Genomic DNA, 25,717 nt, shown 5'->3' with positions numbered 1-25,717 from the left:
ATCATATTTATTTCTTTAGAATTTAGCATCGGTCCAAATGGCGGCATTCAGCCCCGCTTTTCCTCTGCCGTTTTAATTTACTGATATCAAATATATAGCTCAAAACGGAATCCATTCATCTGATAGCTATCGGATCGGGCTTAGTTAACAATTCAGCATTAAATACTTCTACAATCAAAAAAGCAGCTACAAATTAATGCAGCTGCTTGATCTATTCGTTGTGTTGTAAATTATTCTACAGTTACTGATTTTGCCAGGTTTCTTGGCTGGTCTACATTACAACCACGCATTACCGCAATATGATACGACAATAACTGAAGTGGAATTGTGGCCAAGAGAGGTAAAAAGGCTTCATTGGCATCAGGAATTTCAATACAGTAATCAGCCATTTTTTTCACCTCGGTATCGCCTTGGGTTACAATAGCAATCACTTTACCTTTCCTTGCTTTTACTTCCTGTATATTGCTGATCACTTTTTCGTATGATGAATTCTGCGTAGCGATAAAAACTACAGGCATCTCTTCATCAATTAAAGCAATAGGACCGTGTTTCATCTCTGCAGCAGGATATCCTTCTGCATGGATATAGGAAATTTCTTTAAGTTTTAACGCTCCTTCTAAAGCTACAGGGAAGCCACTTCCTCTACCTAAAAACAAACAGTTGGTAGAATCTTTAATCTTTTCTGCTACTTCCTTAATCAGTTCATTCGATTCTAAAGCAATCTGAATCTTTTCAGGAATATTATCGAGCTCGGTTAAAAGTTCGATTAGCTTTGAAGTAGTAATGGTTCCTTTTTGTTGCGCCATATAAAAGGCCATCAAAGTTAAAACCGTTACCTGTGCAGTAAATGCCTTTGTAGAAGCTACACCGATTTCTGGTCCGGCGTGAGTATAAACGCCCGCATGCGTTAAACGTGGAATTGAAGCACCAGCAACATTACAAATTCCGAAAATAGTTGCCCCACGTTCTTTAGCCATCTCTATAGCCGCCATGGTATCGGCCGTTTCTCCAGACTGTGAAATGGCAATTACCACATCTTTTTCAGTAATAATCGGATTTCTATACCTGAATTCTGAAGCGTATTCAACTTCAACAGGAATACGGGCGTATTCTTCAATCAGGTATTCGCCAACCAAACCTGCATGCCACGATGTTCCACAGGCCACAATGATGATGCGATCTATATTTTTTAATTTCTCTGCAAATTCTTTAATCCCGCCAAGCTGAACTTTCCCTTCTTCAGGATAAATACGACCACGCATACAATCTTTAATCGAACGCGGCTGCTCATAAATTTCCTTGAGCATAAAATGATCGAAGCCACCTTTCTCCAGCATTTCTAACTTTAACTGCAGCTCCTGGATTAATGGCGTTTGTACCACATTATCCAATCTTTTAACCAAAAGATCATCTTTGGTGATCAGCGCAATTTCATTATCATTCAGATAGATAACATTCCTGGTGTATTCGATAATCGGCGTAGCATCAGAAGCGATAAAGTATTCTCCCTGCCCCACACCAATTACCATCGGACTGCCTTTTCTGGCCGCAATTAAACGATCAGGATGATCCTGATCCATAATCACGATGGCGTAGGCGCCAATCACTTCCTTCAAAGCCAAACGAACGGCTTCCAAAAGATCTATATTTTCAATTTCCTGAATTTCTTCTACGAGATGAATGAGTACCTCCGTATCGGTATCGCTTTTAAATTCGTGCCCGCGGTTAATCAGTTCTTCTTTTAAAGTAGCATAGTTTTCTATAATGCCATTGTGTATAATTGATAATTTACCGTTGTTCGAAGTATGCGGATGGGAGTTACGGTCAGAAGGAACACCATGGGTTGCCCAACGGGTATGGCCCATACCAATAGTACCAGACTTATCCTGGTCTTTAGCAAACTCTTCTAAAACTGCTACTTTACCGGCTTTTTTATAAATATGCTCTCCGCTTTCATTCATTAATGCAATACCCGCACTATCATAACCGCGGTATTCTAATCTTTTAAGGCCTTTAAGTACAATTGGCCAGGCTTCTCTATAGCCAATATAGCCCACTATTCCACACATAATTTATGTCTAATTAATTTGGGATAAATATATAAACAAACGTTTGTTTTAAAGCATTAAGCGCTAAAGATCTTTTTATTTAATCAAAAAAGCAGCTACAAATTAATGTAACTGCTTTTTGTATACCAGTACTAAATCGAATTACCTTTCCTATTTATAAAGTGGAAATGCACTCACCAATTTAATCACTTCAGCTTTCACTGTATTTAGGTTAACTTCATCTTCCGGATTAGTTAAAACCCTGTCGATTAATTCAACAATCTGTTCCATTTCGGCTTCTTTTAAACCCCGGGTAGTGATGGCAGCAGTACCCACACGGATACCGGAAGTTACGAACGGAGATTTATCATCAAAAGGCACCATGTTTTTATTCACGGTGATTTCCGCTTTCTCTAAAGCATTTTCGGCTACCTTACCGGTGATGTTTTTATTGCGCAAATCAATTAACATTAAATGGTTATCTGTACCACCTGAAATAATGCCATAACCTTTTGCTACAAATGCTTTAGCCATTGCCTGTGCATTAGCAGCTACCTGTTTAATGTATGTTCCGTACTCTTCACTTAAAGCTTCGCCAAAGGCAATTGCTTTAGCGGCAATAATATGCTCCAACGGACCACCTTGTGTTCCTGGAAAAACAGCCATATCGAGCAAGTTGCTCATTAAACGGATTTCGCCTTTAGGCGTTTTTAATCCCCATGGATTTTCGAAATCCTGGCCCATCATAATCATACCGCCACGTGGTCCACGTAAAGTTTTGTGGGTTGTAGTGGTTACAATATGGCAGTGTGGAAGTGGGTTCGCTAACAATCCTTTTGCGATTAAACCTGCCGGGTGAGAAATATCAGCTAAAACCAAAGCACCAATTTTATCAGCTACTGCACGGATAAAAGCATAGTCCCACTCACGTGAGTAGGCAGAGGCTCCGCAGATAATCAGTTTTGGTTTTTCGGCTAAAGCAACTTCCTCTAATTTGTTATAATCAATGAGTCCGGTTTCTTTTTCAACACCATAAAATAATGGCTGATATAATTTACCCGAAAAGTTAACTGGCGAACCATGTGTTAAGTGCCCGCCATGAGAAAGATCAAATCCTAATATTTTATCGCCTGGTTGCAGAACAGCAAGCATTACTGCCGCATTAGCCTGTGCTCCAGAATGTGGCTGAACGTTTACCCAAGCCGCACCGAACAATTCTTTTGCCCTATCGATAGCAATCTGCTCTACCACATCTACCACCTGGCAACCGCCATAGTAACGTTTTCCTGGTAAGCCTTCGGCATATTTATTGGTCAGTACCGATCCGGCAGCTTCCATTACCTGCTTGCTTACAAAATTTTCTGATGCAATAAGCTCTAAACCATGCTCCTGGCGGTTTAATTCTTTATCGATAAGTTCAAAAATTTGGTTGTCGCGTGTCATTGTATATTTAGGTTTGTATTTTTTTGCAAAAGTAAGGATTTCAAATTTAATTTTGGCCGTATTTAGGATAATGCTTTCACATTAAAGTTGTTAAAGCCGCTGCCAATGGTTATCTCTACGATTTGCTGTTGCAACATCTCTAAAATGGCCAGGAAATTATAAACGAAATGTACTTTATTTTCTGAGTTTTTAAGCACGAGGGCAAAATCGATCTGTTTATTGATATCAAGCAAGTTGGCAATAAAGTGTTTTTGCTGTTCGATGGTATAGGGATATTGCACCACAGTATGTTTAACTTCTTCACTGCGCAGCTCATACTTCTGCATGGTCCGGTGATAAACGGTTAAAAGCTTATACAAATCTAATGATAAAAGCTCGTCCTGATGCGTAGATGAAGCGGCAGCCAATGTGAGATCATACGTAATGTTACCCCTCTGGTTTTGCTTTAACCGATCCTCTTCATAAACCTTCATTTCTTCTGCTGCTGATTTAAACTGCTTATAGGCAATCAGCCTGGCAATAAGGTCCTGCTCCGGGTTGATTTCGTTGCCAACCTCATCTAACTCGATCCTCGGTAATAACATTTTAGATTTAATCCGCATCAGGGTGGCAGCAACCAGAATAAATTCGCTCGCTACTTCTACATTTAAGGCAAGGAGTTGGTGAATATAAGCCAAAAAGTCGTTGGTAATCTTCGCAATCTCCACATCCTGTATATTAAGTTCATCGCGTTCAATAAAGAACAGCAACAAATCGAAGGGACCTTCAAATACCGGAAGCTTTATTTCAAAATTTTCTGCCTGCATGTAGCAACAAACATAATGAAAATTTCCAGGTCCTCTAACTTAAAACGTTATACGCAACCCTCAGCTAAACTTCGCCAAATGCTCACCGCTCCACCCTAATTCAATGCCATACGCCAATCCTCAACGCGCTGCGCCAGCCGCTAAACGCCAGCCTGCTTAACCCGCTATAACAAACTGCTATTTTTCTCTTCTATATTAAAACAAATTTAACTTACTTTGTATCTTGTTTTTTCCCCTAAATTCCGAATGCAAGTAAAAGCTGGCCCCCTATTATCTAAAATTAACTATCCTGCTGATTTAAAGCAATATAGCGAATCTGACTTAGTACAAATAAGCCAGGAATTACGACAATATATTATTGATGTAGTTAGTGTTAATGGCGGCCATTTTGGCGCCAGCTTAGGTGTGGTAGAATTAACCGTAGCCTTACACTATGCCTTAAATACCCCTTACGATAAATTAGTCTGGGATGTGGGCCATCAGGCATACGGGCATAAGATCTTAACTGGCCGCAGAGATTTATTCCATACCAACCGAGTATATGGTGGCATTAGCGGTTTTCCGAAAATTTCAGAAAGTGAGTACGATACCTTTGGTGTAGGCCACTCTTCTACTTCCATTTCCGCAGCTTTAGGGATGGCGGTGGCTTCACAACTAAAAGGTGAAACCGACAGGCAGCACGTGGCCGTTATTGGCGATGGTGCCATGACAGCTGGTTTAGCTTTTGAAGGATTAAACCATGCAGGGATCGAAAACAGTAATGTGCTTGTGATCCTGAATGATAACTGTATGTCTATCGATCCGAATGTAGGTGCACTTAAAGAATATCTAACCAGTATCACCATTTCAAAATCTTATAATCGTTTTCGTGATGACATTTCTCATGTACTCACAGGGCTATCTAAGCTTGGCCCAAATGCACATAAATACGTTAAGAAAATAGAGAAGAGTATTAAAGGCACGTTACTCAAACAAAGTAATTTATTTGAGGCATTAAACTTCAGGTACTTTGGTCCTGTTGACGGGCACGATGTAACACGCCTGGCGCAAACCATAAAAGATTTATCTGCTATTCCGGGGCCTAAACTTCTACATTGTATTACAGTAAAAGGAAAAGGTTTTGCCCTGGCAGAAAAAGACCAAACCAAATGGCATGCCCCGGGTTTATTCGATAAGATTACAGGCGAAATCAAAAAAGCATTCCAGATAAGCCGCAACCACCAAAATATCAGGATGTTTTCGGGCATACCATGGTAGAACTGGCTGAGGCTAACGATAAAATTGTAGGCATTACACCAGCAATGCCATCCGGCTCATCATTAAACATTATGATGAAAGCAATGCCGAAACGCGCATTCGATGTAGGTATTGCAGAACAACATGCGGTAACTTTCTCCGCCGGCCTGGCTACGCAAGGATTGGTTCCTTTCTGCAATATCTATTCAAGTTTCATGCAAAGGGCATACGATCAGGTAATCCATGATGTAGCCATCCAGAAACTAAACGTAGTTTTCTGCCTGGATAGAGCTGGTCTGGCAGGTGCCGATGGTGCAACACACCATGGTGCTTACGATATCGCCTATATGCGCTGTATACCCAATCTAATCGTTTCTTCCCCTATGAATGAAGAAGAGCTTCGTAACCTGATGTTTACAGCTCAACAAGAAAATATAGGGCCTTTTGTAATCCGTTACCCCCGCGGAAATGGGGTAATGCCCGATTGGAAGAGACCTTTCAAAGCATTGGAAATTGGTGAAGGCCGTAAAATTTGTGACGGGGAAGACGTAGCACTATTAACTATTGGCCACGTGGGTAATTTTGCTGTTGAAGCATGTACAGAATTAAATAGCGAGGGTTTTTATCCGGCGCATTACGATTTACGTTTTGTCAAACCACTGGATGAAGCTTTATTGAACGAGGTATTTTCCAAATACAAAAACGTGATCACTGTTGAAGATGGTTCATTACCAGGAGGGGTAGGTGCTGCAGTATTGGAATTTATGGCCGATAATAACTATAACGCACAGGTAGTCAGACTTGGAATCCCTGATAAGTTTGTTGACCATGGAGAACAGCCCGAGCTCTGGGCAGAGTGTGGCTATGATAAAGATGCCATCGTTAAGGCAGTTAAAAACGTTGCCGTTAAGCGTGTTACCGATAAAATGGCGGGATAAAGCCCATATTATCGGTATAATTACCTGTTTCGGTTTAACGCTTTGAGCTTAGATCTTAAGTCTATTGAACGCTGATGGTACAGAACTGACCAGCATATATTGTTCTAGCCGCCAAAATTCAAAATCAATAACCATAATCAGAGAAAAAGGGGCTTCCTACCTATTTCCCAAAGTCAAAAATTGGCTATAAGTCCCACACGGTTAATCAGCCAGATCATGATTCCTTCCTTTTAGTTCAGTTTGGAGATCCAAAACTACCCTATCAATGACACGATTCACCTGGTCAATCATTGGGATAAGTTCTGAAACCGGAGCGTTTTCATCGCTTAAGGATTCAATATCCCTTATTACACGCTGAATCGAAATAATACCAAGGTGATCAATGGTTGACTTAAGCTTATGTGCCAGTTTTGATATATTTGGAAGGTCAGTATTTTCTAAAGCGTAGTTTAGATCACGGAGGGTAACGGGCATCTGATCGCAGAATAGCTGAATCATTTTGGTAACAAAATCCTCCTTCCCCTTACTTATAACATACAGGCCATCCAGACTGTAAAGCGGAAGCACAGCTTCCGGCTGATCAGGCGCTACTGCTTTTTTTATCATCCATTTATCGATCACTGTAATAAAAAGTTCTTCGTTTATCGGTTTTGTAATATAATCGTCCATGCCCGCAGCAATACACTTTTCCCTTTCCCCGCTTATTGCAGAGGCTGTGAGCGCAATGATAGGCCCGTTATAGCCACCATCCCTTAATAATCGTGTTGTATCGTAACCATTCATAACTGGCATCTGAATATCCATAAGAATCAGGTCAAAATCTTCCCTATCAACCATCTCAAGAGCGATCTCCCCACTCTCAGCGACCATGATCTGAGGACCAAAGTTTAATAGTATAGTTGAAGCAACAAGCCTGTTCATTTCGTTGTCGTCAACAATGAGAATCCTCCTGCCTGAAAACAGGTCATCACTAAGCGCTAATTTTGGTTCCACGGGGAGATCGGTCCCAACACCTTTCTTCAGCCTGATGACAAACGAAATGTCAGAACCCTTCCCCTTTTCACTCTTAACATTAAAATATCCACCCATTTGAGCAACCAGCTTCTTAGATATACTCATTCCCAGGCCAGTTCCACCATACCTGCGTGATACAGACTCATACTCCTGGCTGAAGTTGTCAAAAAGACGTTTAATAAATTCAGGCTCCATTCCTATTCCAGTGTCCCTCACCAGGATCTCAATTTCCTGAGCATCATCAAAATCTGCCAGAAGGCTTACCGTAAGGGATACAAATCCCGTGTCTGTAAATTTTATGGCGTTGCTTAACAAATTTAATACTACCTGACTGATCCTAAAGGGATCTCCTATCAAAACTGGTGCGATATCATCATAGTGGGGTTGAAGATAATGGATTACCAACCCTTTTTTTCAGCCCTGTGTATAATCACCTGAATTACCTCCCTGAGTACATTGGAAATATTCAGCCCGATATATTCGAGATTCACTTTACCGGCTTCAATCTTTGAAAGATCTAAAATATCATCAATAATTACCAGTAAGTTCTTTGATGCTGTTTGTATGGTCTGGATGCAGTAATCCTGCTCAACAGTAAGGTTGGTCCTGGAAAGTTGGTTAGCCATATTGATGATTGCGTTCATAGGCGTTCTAATCTCATGGCTCATATTCGCCAGAAACATGTCCTTGCTATTGGCAGCTTTTTCAGCCTCTAATTTTGAAGCGATCAGTTCGAGTTCCTGTTGCTTGTTACGGGTAATTTCAAAGTTGACCAGGAGAGAACCGATTACTTCACTTTTATTGTTAAAATTTATGGTCCTGCATATCAGCCACCATTTCCGCTCGCCTTTCGCATCCAAAAACTGGATTTCACTTACCTCTGCATTGATGCTTTCATAACTTATCGCATCACCCTCTTTCGAGAATAGCTTGCCGTTAAACAATTCTGAGACTGATCTGCCTTTAATGTCTGTAAAATCGTATCCTGATATTTCACAAAAGCTGTTATTTGCATAAACAATCTGCTCTTCTATATCCAGTTCCAGCAAACCAAGCTTCATGTTTGCGATAACATTATAATAACTGTGTTCGTTAACAGAAAACGGCAGGTTTTCCATTTGGCTATCTTGATCTCTATCAACTACTAAACCTCCTATAGCAGGCCTAGGCGTGTTAAGGAGTGATTGCCCGTATCCGGCGAAAAAAAATAAATTTTGAGCAAAGATTTTTTCCCATCTTCCATTTATCCGCACAGGCTGTTTTTTCATCGTCATCCCAGTGCTTCCCAAATCAGGATATTGATCATCTTTACCGGTATGGAGATCTTCGAAATGATCGAAAATCGGTTCACCAACACAGTTACCGCTGATTTCTTCCAGGCGCTCAGCCAGTTCAACTATATTCATATCTGCATCAACGATGACAAAGAACGGAAATAGCCGGTTAAGCTGGGCGCTGTCCAGCGACAAAAGGTTTCTGTTTATCATTTTTATACTATTATAGCGGTAAATTAGGAACTATATCGTACAGGCAGGGCCATAATGCCTTACCTCATCCCCTGCCAACTAGAACAATAACAAGGAGCCAAAGTTCTATAGAAAGAGAAATTATGTTTAAGGCTAATCGGCTTATCCCAATGATTTTTAATACTCCTAAAAAGAATAAAAAAAGTTATTTATTTATTTTTTCTTATAATTGCATTGAAATGTCGCCGTGCCTAAATTAAATTTATTATTTATCAAAACTGAAATTATTTCGAATTTATTAACGCATCAACGAAGATAATAATTATTGAAAATCAATTTTACATTCAAATGGTTGGCCTTTACTTTCAGACAGTGACTGTGCAAAAAAATTACATAAGAGTCCTATTCCAATAACGCTTCTTGACTAATGAACCAACAGACTAATCCTAAAGTACATATTCTCCTTGTTGAGGATGATGAATTTATGCAGGCAATACTTGAAGAGATATTGCAGACTAAATACCGCATAGATATTAGGCCTGACGGAATGACTGCACTCACTTTCCTACAGAACGGAAACATTCCGGATCTGATTATATCTGATTTGAACACGCCCAATATGAGTGGCCTTGAGCTGATCGAACAGCTAAAGACCAGCGACTTTTTCAGTTCCCTGCCAATTATGATATTATCAGGAGAGGAAAGCTCGAATAAACGCATCAAATGCCTGGAAGCTGGTGCTGATGACTTCATGGTTAAACCCTTCAATCCTGCTGAACTGGAAGCCAGAATAAAGATGGTACTCCGACGAGCCGGAAAAAGCAATTTTTAATGGCGGAGGAAGAGATCAGCGGGCCGATTGAGCTACCCATCATAGCCATGATAGGCTTTGATGACTATACACAACGTACCTTTTTTGAAAACTGCAGATTTGACGGCATGCGACTCGTCTATTTCGACAATGGACTAAAGCTCGCACAGACATGGACCGAACAGCATCTTGAAATCGTGGCCATCATATCTAACAGCGAAATTCTGTCGAACGGTGGCCTTGCGCTTATCGAAACCCTCAAAAATATACAGATGCCAAGCGTACCTTTTTTCTGGTTGTAAAGTACTTCAATCCGAATTTAAGGATCCTGGCCCTTACAGCAGGCATTTCAGATGTATTCCGGCTGCCTATGCATCAAGCCCGGGTAGAAAAACGTATTAATTTTTTTGTCCGGAACTGGACAGCACTGACCAAAAGTCTTGCTATCAGACCAAATGTGATACGCCCGATCGGATTAGCAAAAAGAACGTTTGACATTTTCTTTGCCGGTTTTGCACTAATCGTATTATTTCCTTTATTAGTGCTGGTTGCGCTTTCAATATGGCTGGAATCAAAAGGCCCTGTTTTTTATTACTCACTGCGTGCCGGAACCGGATTTAAGGTATTTAGATTTTATAAATTCCGCTCCATGTATGTTGATGCAGATAAAAAGATCAAAGATCTGATGCATCTCAATCAATATGATCTGGACCGGGTTGAGCAAAAAACAACAGCCGGGGATACCGTCCTTTGCCAGGACTGCTTACAAGCTGGGAAATGCCAGTATCCATTGTATGGCGATGGTGTACAGTGGTGTGAAAAGGACGGGGGTTATTTTAGTGCAGCCAACAGCGGATCTGCATTTTTCAAAATCGCGAATGACCCAAGGATAACAAAAATCGGCAATTTCATCAGAAACACGAGTATCGATGAACTGCCACAGCTCTGGAATGTAATCAAAGGAGACATGAGCATTGTTGGAAACAGGCCCCTGCCAATTTATGAAGCTGAAAAACTTACGACAGATAGATATGTACTGCGGTTTGCCGCACCTGCAGGAATAACGGGACTATGGCAAGTGGAGAAACGGGGAAAAGGAGAAATGAGTGAGGAAGAGCGCCTCCTTCTTGATAACAAATATGCAAAGAACCAAAGTTTTTCGAACGATATCAAACTCATCCTGAAGACGATCCCTGCGCTTTTCCAGAAAGAAAGCGTTTAGCCCTAACGGCTGAAGGAGAAATTAAAAAAACTTATTATGGTTTAAACAGACTATATTCTTTGGAAAGCCTACCATTCCCAATTCTTTAGCTGAAGGAACAGATAAACTTCTAAAGAAAATCAATTTTTCCCATTTTTGTTTTTGATATTCAACAACTAATCGTAATATTAAAGAATACTAATATAACTGTAAATTCAGTTAATTTAAATGCCGGATACATGGCATAAAAATCAGGCTATTAAATAATTTGCTTTTATTTCTACTTATTAGTTTAAAGTAAAATTAACAATGCTTTACCTGACAAAAAGATGGAAATGCAAGAAAATGAAAATGCTCGTCTGGAAGCACTTTATAATTATGAAATCATAAACTCTGGACAAGAGAGGGGATTTGACAGGCTTACCGAGATCGCATCGTTAATCTGTGAGTGTGAAATATCATTAATTTCATTCGCGGAAAAGGATAGACTCTGGTATAAATCAGCAACTGGTCTCATTATAGAAGAGGTTCCCCGGGACTTTGCAATATGTGAGTATACCTTACTTGGTGAGGAGGTGTTCATAGTAGAAGATACACTCGAAGATGAACGTTTCCGGCACCATGCGCTTTCTGAGGACGGCGTGAAAGTGAGGTTTTATGCAGGATATCCTTTAATAGACCCCGATGGCTTTACCCTGGGTTCAATATGCGTAGCAGACCTGGCACCAAAAAAATTAACGGCTGCGCAGCAGCGAATATTGTCTTTACTTGCCGAAGAGGCCATATCGCTAATCATAGAACGCCGCAAAAAAGAAGAATATAAGAATTTCAGTACGCTGTTTAATGACTCTGAAGATCTGATCTGTATTTTGGCACCGGATGGAAAATTCAAAAAGGTAAATCCAGGCTTTAATAAACGGCTCGGATTCGATGAAACCGAACTGAAGCAAAAAACTATCTTTGACTTTATTCCACCTCAGGACTTGAAAGAGGGAATGGAAGTTTGGGATAGCTTAAAAAGCGGTCAACCGTCTGATAAGACAACACATAACATGCTCACCAAAGATGGACAACATAAAACCATTGAATGGACAGCAACGATTGAAAAGATCAACGGAAATCTTTTTGCCATTGGGCGTGATGTTACCGCCGAGGTAGAAAAAAACAGGGCACTAAAAGTCAGTGAACAGAAATTCAAAGCTTTCTTTGAAAGCTCGCAGGGATTGATGTGCACCCATGACATGGAAGGAAACTTCATCTCAATCAACTCTGCCGGCGCAAAAATACTCGGTTTTAAAAGAAAAGAACTAAAGGATAAGAGCCTTTTTGACATTATTCCGGTTGAAAGGCATAAAAATCTGCGTCAATACCTATCTGAAATTGCAGAAAACGGGCATTCAAAAGGATTAATGATCGTGAAACGGAAGTCGGGAGAAGAGCGGATTTGGCTATATTCTAACGTATTACAGAAAGATCTTGACAATACGCCTTACATTGTTGGTAACGCAGTTGATATCACCGATCAGAAAAAACTTGAGCATGAGCTGATCCATACCCGGAACCTTTTAGAGGAAACAAGCAAACTTGCAAAAATAGGAGGATGGGAACTTAACCTGAATGAGGAAAAAGTTGTCTGGACAGCTACCACCAGGGAAATACATGGTGTGCCGGTAGATTTCATACCCACTTTTGATAACGCACTTAAATTTTACAAGGAGGGAGTAAGCAGGGAGAAAATTCAGCAGGCCATTGAAGAATGCATTCAAACAGGCAAAGACTGGGACCTAGAGCTTGAAATTACAGACTTTAATGGAAAGGAAATTTGGGTAAGGGCAAAAGGACACGCAGAATCTGTGGAGTCCGCGACGAACCGTATCTTTGGAACCTTTCAGAACATAGACGATCAGAAACGGGCAGAACTGGCACTGTTGGAATCTAAAAAACTGTTGGACGACGTACTTTCCGCATCTACAGAGGTCAGCATTATCGCAACAGATACTGAAGGGATCATTACTGTATTTAACCGGGCATCAGAGCGTTTACTGGAATATAGTGCTGCGGAAATGATCGGTAAGCAAACACCTGAAATGCTGCATGACAAGGCAGAAGTTGAAGAACTTTGTACAAGTTTCTCGTCAACACTCGGCTATGAAATTAAAGGGTTTGATGTTTTTAAAAGATGCGCCGAGAGTCCACATAAAGAAAGGCCCTTCACCTTTATCACCAAGTCGGGTAAACGCTTAAGGGTTTCATTATCCATCACCTCAATCAAGGACACCGAAGGGGAAACAATCGGATACCTTGGTATATCTACAGACATCACTCAAAAAGAAGAAACCGAAAGAGCACTCGCCCGGGAGAAAGCCATATTGCTTGCTTTCATCGAAAATGCTCCAGCTTCGGTAGCAATGCTTGACAACAATATGCATTTTCTTGCAGCCAGCCGCAAATGGATTAAAGACTATACACAGATCTCCAGCAACATCGAAGGGCTATGGTACTATGACGTATTCCCTAATCTTTCAGAAGACCGGATCGCCAATCACAAAGCGGTGCTAGGTGGTAAGATAGTTAAAAAGGAAGAAGATATATATGTTGACGTCAGGAACAATACTCCCCATCAGATCACCTGGGAGATGCGGCCCTGGCACCAGCTAGATGGATCTATAGGCGGAATGATGATTTTCACACAGGATATATCCGCTGCAGTCAAACACCGGGAAGAGATGACCGTCGCCAGACTGCGTGCCGATCATGCCAATGCTGCAAAGTCGGAATTTCTTGCCAATATGAGCCATGAAATCAGAACCCCGCTCAATGGCGTGATAGGTTTTACCGATCTGGTACTGAAAACCCAGCTGAGTGAAACGCAAAAACAATACCTGACAATTGTAAACCAGTCGGCAAATTCTTTATTAAGTATTATCAATGACATTTTGGATTTTTCAAAAATTGAGGCGGGTAAGTTTGAACTGGATATTGAAAAATGTGATCTGTACGATATTGCCTGGCAGGCCAGCGACATCACTACTTACCAGATCCAGGCCAGAAACCTGGAGATGCTTTTAAACCTGCCACCGGATTTGCCAAGATTTGTATGGACGGATGCGCTTCGGTTAAAACAGGTTTTGATCAATCTATTGGGAAATGCAGCAAAGTTTACAACCAAAGGGGAAATAGAACTCAAAATAGAAAGCCTGGGCATAGCAGAGAATCAGCATTCATACCGCTTCAGCGTACGGGATACGGGGATAGGCATTGCAAAAAGTAAGCAGGCAAAGATTTTTGGCGCCTTTTCTCAGGAGGACTCCTCAACCACAAAAAAATATGGTGGAACTGGATTAGGGCTTACAATCTCCAATAAATTACTCAAGATGATGGGTAGCCATCTTGAGCTCAAAAGTACACCTGGAGAAGGAAGTACTTTCTTCTTTGATCTTAAACTAAAATCTGAACAGGGAGAGCCGATTGAATGGAGAGGCATAGAAAGTATAACTCATGTTCTTGTAGTCGATGATAATGATAATAACAGAGCAATATTGGTGAATATGCTCTCCCTGAAAAATATTCAGGCCGACCAGGCCAGAAATGGTTTTGAAGCACTTCAGTTCCTGGCCGAAGGAAGAGTTTATGATGCGATTTTGATGGACTATCACATGCAGTATATGGATGGACTGGAGACCTCGCGAAAAATCAGGGAGAACTTCACTCTCGATCAGGAAAATCTTCCTCTGATACTCCTTCACAGTTCCTCTGATGATGAAAAGATTATTAAAGCATGCCGGGAACTTCAGATTCACCACCGCCTGTTGAAGCCGATCAAAATGCATGAACTTTACCGTGTACTTTCCAGGCTCAAAACCAGCGAAATTGCTAATGAGTCCATGGAACTAACAGCCTTCCATGGGGAGAACAACGGATATCAGTATAAATTTATGATTGTGGAAGACAATGAGGTCAACCGTTTTCTGGCCCGTGCACTGATTGAAAAACTTCATCCCCAGAGTATCATACTCGAAGCTGAAAACGGCCTGGTAGCCCTTGAGACTTTCCAGAAGGAATCTCCTGATCTTGTCTTTATGGACATTCAGATGCCGGAAATGAACGGGTATGAATGTACGGGCAATATAAGACTAATTGAAAATGGAAAAAGAACCCCTATAATTGCCCTTACTGCGGCAAATGTAATGGGGGAACGCGAAAAAAGCTTAGCAGCAGGAATGGACGATTTCATCACCAAACCCGTTTTAGAAGAAAATATCGAAACCATATTAAAAAAATGGCTGCCTGATGTTAAAAAACCTGATGAACATATCATTGAAATAATCAAGCCTGTGCATTTCGACAGTAGAAAACTTGAATCCTATCTGGATAGTGACATGGAAAGAATAAAAAAAATAATCGGCATTACGATCATTCAGCTTGATCAGACATTTTCGCAGCTGGACAGAATGATCTCTCCCATAGATCCCGAAATGATCATCTCCCTTTCACATAAGCTTTATGGCATGTCCTCTTCAGCAGGACTGAACAATCTCGCAGAAATTAGTTCCAGGATACAAGAACTGAATATTTCCGACCCCATTTCTTTAAAAGCCGAAACAGAACTGTTAAAAAAGGAAATTGAAATACTTATTCCATTATTGAAAAAAAGATATGCTGTTGAATAATGTTTTAGCGCGCTTCAGAACCCAAGTGCGCTAAAGCATCTTCTTCTCCCGGTAAAGAGTTTTACCCGCTAAAAATCGTGGTATATATTTCTGAAACTACTTCTGATACCGAAGGTAAGCAAATTACTATTTTCTACAGTAGTACTACTCTCCCGGCGGAATGTCCCGGCCAGTTCCAGGCGGAGGTTGTATTTTGGATTAAGCAAGTAGGACACCTGAGCACGGGCAAAATAGAGATTGGTCTTTATCCCCTGACCAACTTTACTGCCGTATTGCACAGACCGCGTATCATAACTTTTAAAGATATCCCCACCATAGTTTTGGCCATCAGGATCTTTCCCGTACCTCGAATAGAGTGCCTCTCCCTGTAAATCGAAACGTTTATAACTGTAGTTTAATATCCCTAAAAATTCCCTGAAATTAGCACCAAAAGGATGTGCAAGAGGCTGGTTATAATTAGAATAATTAGACAGCCTGTCAAAGTGGGCATAAGTATAGGGACGGGCAGTATTGAATTCAGCCAGATAATTAAGACGCTTTACCTTAAAAAGATCAGATCCGCGTAATCCAAGCTGAACGGCATATTTGTTCGCCCAGTATCCATTGCCAGCGAAAAATTCCTTTGCGGTGAATTCATCAAACATAAACTGCCCGTAAAGCGCGGTATTCTTTAACACTTCGTATTTCAGATTAAAACCAAGTCTCATCTTATCAGGCGAGGTTGTATTTGTACTTTCTACTGGCCGTAAAAAGATAAAAGGATGTACATAGTTAAAATCAAATCCCCGTTTGCCTTCTACTTCAGCATCTGCCCAGGTCACGGCCTGGAAAAATCCCAGAGAGAATTTTTTGGTAACGTTCCAGTCCACGTAATGGGCTGCCATCCATTTTCCCCTATCGCCCAACCTGCGGTCGTCGGTAAGTTTGGGTGCGCCGGGATCGAGCATATAGGCAAAGATCGTTTGGTATTGAACAGCACCGAGCGTAGCCCTTACCCTAAAAAACGAATAATTGGATGACACGTCAGAAAGCAGCATCGAGCGGTATCCGTCTCCAATAAAATTCTTATCATAACCCAATGAAAAGTTAAGATGTGTATTCGGCGTATAAGATAATAATGCCGTAACGTATGACCAGTCCTGTGTGTCAGTCCCGAGCTTACCAGAGCCCTGTCCCGGAACAACCTGATTGGCGACAATGTAACGGTTTACATAATCAACAAATTTGCCCTGGTTCTCAAATCCGTTTAGATAAAAAGAAAACTGTTTTCCCACCGATCCACCAACCTGAAATCCTCTGGTGTTCAACCAGGTATTCCTTTTACCACTAAAATCCCTGCCCACCTGAAAATCGGGTAGAAAGTCAGCATAAACCTTGTAATCCTCACCATTAAATTCTAATAAATGCTCATTGAATAACTTCCTGTGCACCCAGGAACCTTTGTTCAGCGTATCCATTCCAATTTTCATTAGCGAATCGTAAGATCCCGCAATTTCAACCCCATCGGAATAGATGCCCTTTATTGAGGAGTGGAACTTGTTATCCTGGCTATAGATCTGCTGATTGAATTTCTGATAAAACTGATAATCATACGGGATATTAACATTTGGAGTAGATTGACCCCAGGAGCAGATCGCTGAAAAGGCCAGAACAGCCAGAACAAAAATTTTCTTCATTTTATTAATTAACCAAATGGTCTAGCTCTTCAAATATTGAGTTCATGCTCTTAAATTCCGGAACCATTTTTTTCATATTGATCACCACCTGCATGTCATCGTCCTGCTTAGCAGATCTGATCAGCTCGGCGATGTTGCTTGCCACCTCATCAAATACATATTCCCTCACTTTACCTATCATAATTTTCTCATGATGGGTAGGCATGGTATTCTCATTATCATTTAACAGCTCTTCATACAATTTTTCTCCAGGACGAAGACCTGAAAACTCTATTTTAACATCTACATTGGGTTCAAGACCGGCCAGCTTGATCATCTTTTTGGCAAGGTCAAGAATCCTGACAGATTTGCCCATATCGAAAACAAATATTTCTCCACCGTTGCCCATACATCCTGCCTCCAGCACCAACCTGCAGGCTTCAGGAATGGTCATAAAGTATCTGGTGATATCAGGATGCGTAACGGTGACAGGACCACCTTTTTCGATCTGCTGTTTGAAGCGCGGAATAACCGAACCATTAGATCCCAGCACATTGCCGAATCTACTGGTAATGAATTTGGTCACAGGTCTTTTTTCCAACCGGTTAATATAACTCAATCCATTACTGAATAAAAAATCCCGCTGGCCAAGTGAATTGTTGAGTGACTGAACGTAGATCTCCGCAATTCTTTTAGATGCGCCCATGATGTTGGTTGGATTTACCGCTTTATCGGTCGAGATCATTACAAATTTCTGAACACCATATTTAACTGATTTATCCGCAACCGTTTTTGTACCCAGCACATTCGCCTTTATCGCTTCAGCAGGATTATCCTCCATTAAAGGCACGTGTTTGTATGCAGCGGCATGATAAACGTAATCTGGCCTGTACATGTTAAAGAGCTTGTCCATGCGCTGTTCATCCCGGACATCGCCAACAAACGACTGATAATTTTTAGTACGGTCGCTTTCATCAAGCTCCAGATAAAGATCATGTAATGCCGTTTCTGATTGATCACACAAGATGATCAGACCAACATCAAACTTTGATAACTGCCTGACAATTTCACTTCCAATAGAACCCGCAGCTCCGGTAATGAGTATTCTTTTTTTGTGCAGCATCTTTCCGATACCTTCAATATCTATGCTGATCGGTTTTCTGTTCAACAAATCTTCAATATTCAGTTTTTGAATCTGCGCATGCTGTAATTTTCCATTGGTCCATGCATCTGCCGGAGGAATGTTCAACACCTTGATATCATGTTCTAAGCACAGGTCTACTATAGCATCTCTTTTTTCAGAAGGAATACTGTAGGACGCAAAAATAATTTCATCTATCTCGTGTTTGACAATTAAATGTGCAAGATTGCGGGCATCCAGAATACTGACACCATCAATCGCCTTACCTATCTTACGCTGGTCGTCATCTACAAAGGCAACGATGTATTTATTAACTTTCTCGTCATGATCAAACGTTCTTTTCGTAGCCATACCCGCTTCGCCCGCACCATAAATGATGACCTTTTTTTGTCCAGTTTCAGATTTTTAATGTACATAAAAATATACTTAATAAAAATCCGGTAGGTAATCAGAAAAAGAAAACTGAATAATCCGCCAATGATCAATATCGTGTTTGGTATAAGTGGCTTGGTTAGAAAACTTATAGCGAACAGGTTAAAGATGAAATAAACCCCGGTGGAGATCATGACGGAGCATAATATTCTAATCGAATCCTGGGCACTGGTATATCTGATGATACCAGAATAGCTTTTGGTCGATAAGAATACGATCGAATTGATCAACATCAACAGAAGCAGGTTGGTTGACAACTGAGGCACGTCCACTGATGTTAGGTTTAAATTAAACTTTAACATATAGGCGAAAACCATCGCCAGTGAACAACAAATCAGATCAAGGGTAAAAATAACCCATCGTGGGACAATATTAATTTGTGTAAACAATTTTTTATAGGCTAAGTGTGTATTTCAAAGATACACAGTGTCCGCAATAATCCTGCCATTCTATCAACAAAGTGCTTGTCTACGCTCAAAGCAGTAAAAATATTTTAAAGAACGGAAAAATTCAATCTACTTAGGACCAAAGGCTTTTTGGATAATCACCGTCAGACGTTAGCTGTTCAAGTTCAGACCGCACAATCTCAGCATCCTCTTTAAAAGTTACCCCAAACCACCTCGCATCGGTCTTAACAAGACTAACTACCCCTTTACCATTATTGATTAGCTTATCTACCACCTCCGGAATCAAAAATTCCGATTTTAGCTCACCATCATGCTGATCGAGGAACTTATAGTATTCACCTTCGCTCCATGCCACAAATGATGGTGTAAAACAGAAAAAATTCATACTTACCGGCGTCAGTAAATCCATTTCTACCTCCTGCCCATCGTTCACCCTGAATGCCTTACCATCACGCTTAAAAATTTCTTTTCTTTCGGTAATGCCTACAACAAAGTCTTCTTTATCTACTTTTATCTCTCCACGTGTAACCGCACCATGCTCACTCAGCGTATTTTTCAACTGGTAACCAAGGCAGGCATACTTTCCATCTTCAATGGTCTCCGTTAGAAACTCATAAGCTTTTTTGAAAGCATCCATTCCATAAAAATCATCCGCGTTGATGACCGCAAAGGGTGCATCGAGAACATCCTTGCAGCACAATAAGGCATGCTGTGTTCCATAAGGTTTAACACGACCTGCAGGCAAAGCCCGCCCGTTCCTGAATTTATCCAAGCTTTGATAAACATATTCGAGTTTAACTTTACCCAGAAGTTTTGGTTCCATCGCAGCTTTAAAAGATCCGGCAAATTCCTCCCTGATGATAAAGATCACTTTATCAAATCCGGCTTTAATGGCATCAAAAATTGAATACTCCATAATGGTTTCACCAGTGGGACCAAAAGATTCTGTTTGTTTAGCGCTACCATAACGACTTGCCATTCCGGCTGCAAGAATTACCAATGAAGGTTTGAGATTGTTCATTTAAACTTTTTTTTAAAAAAATAATGCTAAAATACATTATTTAACCTAAAAAAAGATTAGACATCACTAAAAATTGACATAAATTATATTTATTATGATCAAATAAAACAAATTATTAACATTAACTTAATATTAACAAATAATGAAACTGAAAAACCATAAAATACTTGATTAAAGTCATCTATAATAGTTAAATTATCAAAAATAAGGACAATTACACCCTTCTAAACCCAAAAACAAACGCATAATTTCCTTATCTTTGTGCCATATCTGAATATTTACAGATTTTCATGAAATAACAAACTATTCTATCATCATGGCATCATCAGAAGTAGTTAAAGCAGAGCATAAATGTCCTAAATGCAAAAATGAATTAAGTCGAATTCCAAGAAACTTCATTTTAAAAAAAATACTCCCTTTCATTCCGCTAAGACATTTTATTTGCTACAGGTGCAAGCGAAAATTTTATAGAATCAGTTCTTAAAATTGAAAATTTTATATTTATGAGGTGATCTAAGTTGATACCTACCCAGTAAAAAGTATACCAAACAGTTTACAACACCCGGGTAAAGTTTATCTAAAACCTATTAATTATAATACCAAGCGCCTGTTTAATTTTTTAAATATTATAGCCTTTGCTGTTACGCTGAGTGTAATAGATCGCTTTTATTAATGTGTGAAATGGTTTTCGGACTGCACTACCAGTGACAGACTCTAATAGAATGGTCGTCATCCCGACCGGAGCAACGCGAAGTGGAGAGATCTTTGTACTATTTATTGGAATCTAATTTTAAAGATTTTGCTTCGCAGAGCCTTCGGGCTCTCCAATGCGGTAGAAATGACGATACTTCGAGACCATTTACCTTCTTTATCCATCTGTCCATTCATATTGATTTTTATTATACAATAAATTATGCCTCGAAATGACATACGAAATAAATTTTATTTAATTTTAAACTGGCTCTAAGAAATCCTGTATTAGATTTTCCCAAGGCCAGTCTGTAAAAACAATAACTGATATAGAAAATTAAATCTGTTACAAGCGGAACTGTCCTCTTAAACTTATCATTGAAAGACTAACGATATGTTGCTCTCTCTATTTTCAGATTAAATTTTATCTAAGGCACACAGATTTGTATAATCATAATCGGCTAATCAGAAAAATTGTCATAATGAGATACCTTCACTTTGCCCAAAATTCATTGATTTCATTATCATAAAAAGCTATTACCAAACTTTTCACTTATAAGCCCTGAAACCTTCTTGATTTCTTGTTCTTCGTTTTTCGGATAAATTAACAAAACATCGCCATCATCAACGATGATATAATCGTTGAGGCCCTTTATCACCGCAACCTTATCTTTTGGAAGTTGCACGATACAATTGGAACTCTGAGCAAGATGAACCGAGCGACTATTTACCGCATTGTTGTCTGTATCTTTCTCTGAGACTTCATGAAGCGATGCCCAGGTTCCTAAATCTGACCAGCCAAACTCTCCTGTAATGGTAAATACGTTATCCGCTTTCTCCATAACAGCATAATCTATGGAGATATTTGTCGAAAGCGGATAGTTTTCACTAATAAATGTATTTTCTTTATCTGTGTTATAAACCTCTTTTCCGTTTAGAAAGAGGTTATAGATTTCGGGTGCGTAGGAACTCAATGCTTTTAGTATGCTCGATACGTTCCATATAAATATTCCCGCATTCCAAACATAACCACCAGTCTTTATAAACTCGGTTGCCCTTTGCAAATCAGGTTTTTCCATAAACCCAATTACCTGATGAATATCACCACTTTCGGCATTAACGTAATTAATATAACCATAGCCGGTATCCGGACGGGTAGGACTAATACCTAAGGTCACTAATGCTTCATTCTGCTCAGCATAATCCAATCCGAGTTTTACCTGTGCTAAAAAAACGGGCTCATTAAGAATTAAATGGTCTGAAGGTGCAACAACAATATTTGCATCAGGATTTATCTTAGCAATTTTAAAAGATGCATAGGTAATACACGGGGCAGTATTGTTTCTGCTTGGCTCTAAAATGATATTATCCTTAGAAATCCCAGCCAATTGTTCAGAGATCAAATCATCATATTGAGAATTGCTAAGTATATAAATATTCTCCTTTGGACAAATTGTTAAAAATCGCTCATAAGTTAGCTGGAGAAGTGATTTACCCACTCCTAAGATGTCAATAAACTGTTTTGGAAAACTATTACGGCTCTTAGGCCAGAATCGACTTCCGACTCCGCCTGCCATAATGAGAACGTAGGTATTGTTTTTCATGAAATACTATTTTTTGTATTAATCAGTGTTTTTTTAAATTATCCAATATTTGTTTTCCAATAGAGGGATCTTTAAGTAACCATCTTGGAGATAGAAAATGACCTACATGATATTAAACCTTTTTATTTTGTCGAATCATTAAGTATTGCCCAAAACTAATAGGCATTCTCTTCTCCTCTTAAGGCATTAATTACCGTCATAAAAATAATTTTCACATCAAGCATAGCCGTCCAGTTTTCCAGATAAAAGATATCAAATTTAACCCTGTTCTCCATAGCATCATCCTCCTTTGTTTCGCCCCTAAACCCATTAACCTGTGCCCAGCCAGTTATCCCTGGTTTTAAAAAGTGGCGAACCATAAACTGACTGATGATCTTCTTATATTCTTCAGTATGTTTCAGCATGTGCGGCCGTGGGCCAACAACACTCATTGACCCGAAAAAGACATTAAAAAACTGGGGCATTTCATCCAGACTTGTTTTACGCAGGAAGCGTCCAATTTTAGTAATTCGATCATCATCCTTAGTAGCCTGTTTATGATCACTATCCTTATTGATTTTCATGCTCCTAAATTTCCAGCACCAAAATGGCTCATCATTCCTTCCACTCCGGAGCTGCTTGAAGAGTACAGGTCCGGGGCTTTGGAGTTTAATCAGGATGGCAATTATCGGATAGAGCCAGCTCATTACAAATACAATAACAAAGGCACTAAAAATCACATCAAATGCACGTTTCTTGAATCGATTCCCCATGATCTCTAAAGGTTCATTCCGCAAGGTGATCATCGGAAATTCACCACCCATATAGGATATCGTATAAGGGGCTGCCAACGCTCCGCCAATATCAGGCACAAACTTTAGCCTCACACACTGCTGATCCGCAACGGATACCAATCTGCTCACATCATTCATCCTATGCGGTGCTATCGCTACATAAATTTCTTTCACGCCAGACTCGACAGCTTTTCCCATTTTCTCTGAGATCCTGTCATTACCGTCCATCGAATCATAGATATCATCATCATCACCAACAAATCCAAAAAGTCTAAACTTCTTTGCTTATGAATATAGTCTGACAACCTCGTAGCCGTTTCATTTGATCCCATTACAGCCACTTTTTTTGCTGCATTAAATTTGTTGATCACAACGTATTGAATAAACGTTCCAACAAATCTATTCAGGATAAATGCACCAACCAGTAAAATATAAAAAATGATTAAAAAAGTTCTCGAAAATTCATATTCTGCAGAAAACAATAAGTATGACAAGTATAAAACAAAGTGCAGGGCCAGCGTACGATAGGTACCCCTGTAGATCCGCTCAAGTTTTCTGGCCCCATAGGAGGTGTAAAGCCCAAAGATTGCAGATCCGAAGAGCCAAATCAAATTGCAGACAACCACATGGTGCCTATCGATTTCATTGTGCACGTTTTTACCTAAAAGAGGTGTTAAATAATAGGTAGAAAAATACACCACATTAAGCATAATTAAGTCCGTAACCGGCAAAATATACTTCAGCAGATATAAGTATCTCGTTGGGGAGTTCATACTTAAATAATGAGATTAGACGAAATCAAATTTAAACAAATGTTTTGGAACTAAGCGCTATCAGGAGTAAAAAGTACTTGATATTTGTAATGAATGTTTATAAAAACTAAAAATTAAGGCAAAAGATTTAGCTAATAGCCCATTAATCGTTATTAACAGGTGTTATACACCAATTCCGTTTACCTGAAAACCTATCTCTTTAAGCAGTTTATGATCCAAAACATTTCTACCGTCGAAAATTTTTGCCGGTTTGAGCATTTTTGAATAAATTTTGTGCCAATCATAGTCCTTAAATTCATCCCACTCCGTCAAAACAGCTATGGCGTGAGCACCATCACAGGCCTCATAAGGATCTTCAAACACACTTACCCCGCTAGTATTTGATTCAACAGACCTGGTTTCTAAATATTGCAGATCATGGTATATCTGATCTTTTTGTACTTTAGGATCGTAAACCTGAATATATGCCTGTTCGTTCAACAACTCATCAGCTACATATATAGCGGCAGATTCCCGTGTATCATTAGTATCTTTTTTAAATGCCCAACCCAGGAAAGCAATTTTTTTACCAGAAACCGTATTGTACAGGCTCTTCACTATATTTAAGGCAAAACGCTTTCTTTGGTGGTTGTTCATAATGATCACCTGTTCCCAATAATCCGCTACTTCCTGCAAACCAAAAGACCTGGAGATATAAACCAGATTTAAGATGTCTTTTTGAAAACATGACCCTCCAAAACCTACCGATGCCTTTAAAAACTTTGGTCCTATACGGCTGTCTGTACCAATGGCGCGTGAAACTTCATTGATATTAGCCTCCGTTTTTTCACACAGCTCGGAAATGGCATTGATAGAAGAAATCCGTTGTGCCAAAAATGCATTGGCTACCAATTTGGAAAGTTCCGATGACCAAACGTTTGTGGTGAGGATCCGTTCCCTGGGAATCCAGTTCGCATAAACATCCACAAGGGCAGCAATGGCATCCTGGCCTTCCTCGGAGTCGTCTCCACCGATCAGTACACGGTCAGGAGACAATAAGTCTTCTACGGCAGTACCTTCAGCCAGAAATTCCGGATTAGATAACACCTGAAATTTAACGCCGCTGCCTGTATTATGCAGAATATCACGTACCGCTTCTGCTGTACGAACCGGCAAAGTTGATTTTTCTACAATGATTTTATCAGAAGTGGATACTCTCGCGATTTGTCTTGCACAAAGTTCTATCCATTTTAAATCAGCACCCATTCCTTTTCCAGAACCATAAGTTTTGGTTGGCGTATTTACGGATATAAAAATCATCTCCGCCTCAGCAATGGCCTGATCTACATCTGTAGAAAAAAACAGGTTTCTACCTCTGGCTTCGGCAACCACATCACTTAACCCGGGCTCGTAAACCGGAATATTATTAACATCAGGATCATTCCAGGCAGCAATTCGCGCTTCATTTAAGTCTACAATTGTAACTTTAATATCCGGACACTGTTTTGCTACCACTGCCATAGTTGGGCCGCCAACATATCCTGCACCAATGCAACAAATGTTTGTAATTTTTGTCATTTAATAAGTATTAGATTTCGAGTAGGGATTT

The 25,717-nt window shown here is 39.9% G+C and carries 16 protein-coding genes and 1 pseudogene; 5 read left to right on the top strand and 12 right to left on the bottom strand.

What is annotated here, in order from left to right; all coding sequences use genetic code 11:
- Nucleotides 1-230: 230 nt before the first annotated feature.
- The 3 genes from glmS to ACQ86H_RS02370 form a co-directional block, all read right to left on the bottom strand.
- Nucleotides 231-2,069, bottom strand: coding sequence for a glutamine--fructose-6-phosphate transaminase (isomerizing) (gene glmS, locus ACQ86H_RS02380; RefSeq protein ID WP_138818852.1), 1,839 nt, complete (start codon nucleotides 2,067-2,069; stop codon nucleotides 231-233).
- 150 nt (nucleotides 2,070-2,219) lie between these two features.
- Nucleotides 2,220-3,491, bottom strand: a complete 1,272-nt coding sequence (gene glyA / locus ACQ86H_RS02375) for a serine hydroxymethyltransferase (RefSeq protein WP_431293754.1) — start codon at nucleotides 3,489-3,491, stop codon at nucleotides 2,220-2,222.
- A 62-nt stretch (nucleotides 3,492-3,553) separates the two neighbouring features.
- Nucleotides 3,554-4,297 carry a segregation and condensation protein A gene (locus ACQ86H_RS02370; protein WP_431293753.1) on the bottom strand — a complete coding sequence of 248 codons (744 nt, stop codon included), beginning with the start codon at nucleotides 4,295-4,297 and terminating at the stop codon, nucleotides 3,554-3,556.
- 246 nt (nucleotides 4,298-4,543) lie between these two features.
- On the opposite strand from ACQ86H_RS02370, the pseudogene dxs reads away from it, so the two are divergent.
- Nucleotides 4,544-6,471 (top strand): annotated as a pseudogene (gene dxs / locus ACQ86H_RS02365) (1-deoxy-D-xylulose-5-phosphate synthase).
- Nucleotides 6,472-6,672: 201 nt separating this feature from the next.
- Here the strand turns inward: dxs and ACQ86H_RS02360 are convergent.
- Nucleotides 6,673-7,890, bottom strand: coding sequence for an ATP-binding protein (locus tag ACQ86H_RS02360; protein WP_431293752.1), 1,218 nt, complete (start codon nucleotides 7,888-7,890; stop codon nucleotides 6,673-6,675).
- Nucleotides 7,884-8,972 (bottom strand): histidine kinase dimerization/phospho-acceptor domain-containing protein, encoded by a 1,089-nt coding sequence (locus ACQ86H_RS02355; RefSeq protein ID WP_431293751.1) that lies wholly within the window; start codon nucleotides 8,970-8,972, stop codon nucleotides 7,884-7,886. The genes ACQ86H_RS02360 and ACQ86H_RS02355 overlap by 7 nt, the downstream gene beginning before the upstream one ends.
- A 406-nt stretch (nucleotides 8,973-9,378) precedes the next feature.
- On the opposite strand from ACQ86H_RS02355, the gene ACQ86H_RS02350 reads away from it, so the two are divergent.
- The 4 genes from ACQ86H_RS02350 to ACQ86H_RS02335 all read left to right on the top strand — a co-directional run bounded on the left by ACQ86H_RS02350 (nucleotide 9,379) and on the right by ACQ86H_RS02335 (nucleotide 15,633).
- The gene (locus tag ACQ86H_RS02350; RefSeq protein WP_138818857.1) at nucleotides 9,379-9,783 is read left to right on the top strand and encodes a response regulator transcription factor; all 405 of its coding nucleotides are present in this window, start codon (nucleotides 9,379-9,381) and stop codon (nucleotides 9,781-9,783) included.
- Entirely contained in the window at nucleotides 9,783-10,064 is a 282-nt protein-coding gene (locus ACQ86H_RS02345) for a hypothetical protein (protein ID WP_431293750.1), read from the top strand. The genes ACQ86H_RS02350 and ACQ86H_RS02345 overlap by 1 nt, the downstream gene beginning before the upstream one ends.
- Nucleotides 10,065-10,132: 68 nt before the next feature.
- Nucleotides 10,133-10,984 (top strand): sugar transferase, encoded by an 852-nt coding sequence (locus tag ACQ86H_RS02340; protein WP_431293749.1) that lies wholly within the window; start codon nucleotides 10,133-10,135, stop codon nucleotides 10,982-10,984.
- A gap of 308 nt (nucleotides 10,985-11,292) precedes the next feature.
- Nucleotides 11,293-15,633 carry a PAS domain S-box protein gene (locus ACQ86H_RS02335; RefSeq protein WP_431293748.1) on the top strand — a complete coding sequence of 1,447 codons (4,341 nt, stop codon included), beginning with the start codon at nucleotides 11,293-11,295 and terminating at the stop codon, nucleotides 15,631-15,633.
- 68 nt (nucleotides 15,634-15,701) lie between these two features.
- Here the strand turns inward: ACQ86H_RS02335 and ACQ86H_RS02330 are convergent, their stop codons facing one another.
- The 7 genes from ACQ86H_RS02330 to ACQ86H_RS02300 all read right to left on the bottom strand — a co-directional run bounded on the left by ACQ86H_RS02330 (nucleotide 15,702) and on the right by ACQ86H_RS02300 (nucleotide 25,686).
- Nucleotides 15,702-17,309: a gliding motility protein RemB gene (locus ACQ86H_RS02330; RefSeq protein WP_431293747.1), complete on the bottom strand. Its 1,608-nt coding sequence runs from the start codon at nucleotides 17,307-17,309 to the stop codon at nucleotides 15,702-15,704.
- Nucleotides 17,310-17,313: 4 nt separating this feature from the next.
- Nucleotides 17,314-18,780, bottom strand: coding sequence for a polysaccharide biosynthesis protein (locus ACQ86H_RS02325; protein ID WP_431293746.1), 1,467 nt, complete (start codon nucleotides 18,778-18,780; stop codon nucleotides 17,314-17,316).
- 600 nt (nucleotides 18,781-19,380) lie between these two features.
- A complete protein-coding gene (locus tag ACQ86H_RS02320; protein WP_431293745.1) occupies nucleotides 19,381-20,289 on the bottom strand; it encodes a nucleotidyltransferase family protein in 909 nt (302 codons plus the stop codon).
- A 1,214-nt stretch (nucleotides 20,290-21,503) separates the two neighbouring features.
- Nucleotides 21,504-22,583 carry a mannose-1-phosphate guanylyltransferase gene (locus tag ACQ86H_RS02315; RefSeq protein WP_431293744.1) on the bottom strand — a complete coding sequence of 360 codons (1,080 nt, stop codon included), beginning with the start codon at nucleotides 22,581-22,583 and terminating at the stop codon, nucleotides 21,504-21,506.
- Nucleotides 22,584-22,738: 155 nt separating this feature from the next.
- Complete coding sequence (locus tag ACQ86H_RS02310) at nucleotides 22,739-23,584, bottom strand: exopolysaccharide biosynthesis polyprenyl glycosylphosphotransferase (protein ID WP_431293743.1); 846 nt, start codon at nucleotides 23,582-23,584, stop codon at nucleotides 22,739-22,741.
- Nucleotides 23,527-24,129, bottom strand: a complete 603-nt coding sequence (locus tag ACQ86H_RS02305) for a hypothetical protein (RefSeq protein ID WP_431293742.1) — start codon at nucleotides 24,127-24,129, stop codon at nucleotides 23,527-23,529. Before ACQ86H_RS02305 ends, ACQ86H_RS02310 begins: the two co-directional genes overlap by 58 nt.
- A 162-nt stretch (nucleotides 24,130-24,291) precedes the next feature.
- The gene (locus ACQ86H_RS02300; protein WP_431293741.1) at nucleotides 24,292-25,686 is read right to left on the bottom strand and encodes a UDP-glucose 6-dehydrogenase; all 1,395 of its coding nucleotides are present in this window, start codon (nucleotides 25,684-25,686) and stop codon (nucleotides 24,292-24,294) included.
- Nucleotides 25,687-25,717: the final 31 nt, after the last annotated feature.

The sequence above is a fragment of the Pedobacter sp. P26 genome (genome assembly GCF_050632135.1).
GTDB lineage: Bacteria > Bacteroidota > Bacteroidia > Sphingobacteriales > Sphingobacteriaceae > Pedobacter.
This window is presented reverse-complemented; position numbering and strand designations above follow the sequence as displayed.

What these genes read in the sequence shown, in the direction of transcription:
- ACQ86H_RS02305 (WP_431293742.1), bottom strand. Translation starts at nt 24,129, where the DNA reads ATGAACTCCCCAACGAGATACTTATATCTGCTGAAGTATATTTTGCCG.
- ACQ86H_RS02325 (WP_431293746.1), bottom strand. Translation starts at nt 18,780, where the DNA reads ATGGCTACGAAAAGAACGTTTGATCATGACGAGAAAGTTAATAAATAC.
- ACQ86H_RS02335 (WP_431293748.1), top strand. Translation starts at nt 11,293, where the DNA reads ATGGAAATGCAAGAAAATGAAAATGCTCGTCTGGAAGCACTTTATAAT.
- ACQ86H_RS02355 (WP_431293751.1), bottom strand. Translation starts at nt 8,972, where the DNA reads ATGATAAACAGAAACCTTTTGTCGCTGGACAGCGCCCAGCTTAACCGG.
- ACQ86H_RS02315 (WP_431293744.1), bottom strand. Translation starts at nt 22,583, where the DNA reads ATGAAAAACAATACCTACGTTCTCATTATGGCAGGCGGAGTCGGAAGT.
- glyA (WP_431293754.1), bottom strand. Translation starts at nt 3,491, where the DNA reads ATGACACGCGACAACCAAATTTTTGAACTTATCGATAAAGAATTAAAC.
- ACQ86H_RS02310 (WP_431293743.1), bottom strand. Translation starts at nt 23,584, where the DNA reads ATGGACGGTAATGACAGGATCTCAGAGAAAATGGGAAAAGCTGTCGAG.
- ACQ86H_RS02300 (WP_431293741.1), bottom strand. Translation starts at nt 25,686, where the DNA reads ATGACAAAAATTACAAACATTTGTTGCATTGGTGCAGGATATGTTGGC.
- ACQ86H_RS02350 (WP_138818857.1), top strand. Translation starts at nt 9,379, where the DNA reads ATGAACCAACAGACTAATCCTAAAGTACATATTCTCCTTGTTGAGGAT.
- ACQ86H_RS02345 (WP_431293750.1), top strand. Translation starts at nt 9,783, where the DNA reads ATGGCGGAGGAAGAGATCAGCGGGCCGATTGAGCTACCCATCATAGCC.
- ACQ86H_RS02340 (WP_431293749.1), top strand. Translation starts at nt 10,133, where the DNA reads ATGCATCAAGCCCGGGTAGAAAAACGTATTAATTTTTTTGTCCGGAAC.
- ACQ86H_RS02320 (WP_431293745.1), bottom strand. Translation starts at nt 20,289, where the DNA reads ATGAACAATCTCAAACCTTCATTGGTAATTCTTGCAGCCGGAATGGCA.
- ACQ86H_RS02330 (WP_431293747.1), bottom strand. Translation starts at nt 17,309, where the DNA reads ATGAAGAAAATTTTTGTTCTGGCTGTTCTGGCCTTTTCAGCGATCTGC.
- glmS (WP_138818852.1), bottom strand. Translation starts at nt 2,069, where the DNA reads ATGTGTGGAATAGTGGGCTATATTGGCTATAGAGAAGCCTGGCCAATT.
- ACQ86H_RS02370 (WP_431293753.1), bottom strand. Translation starts at nt 4,297, where the DNA reads ATGCAGGCAGAAAATTTTGAAATAAAGCTTCCGGTATTTGAAGGTCCC.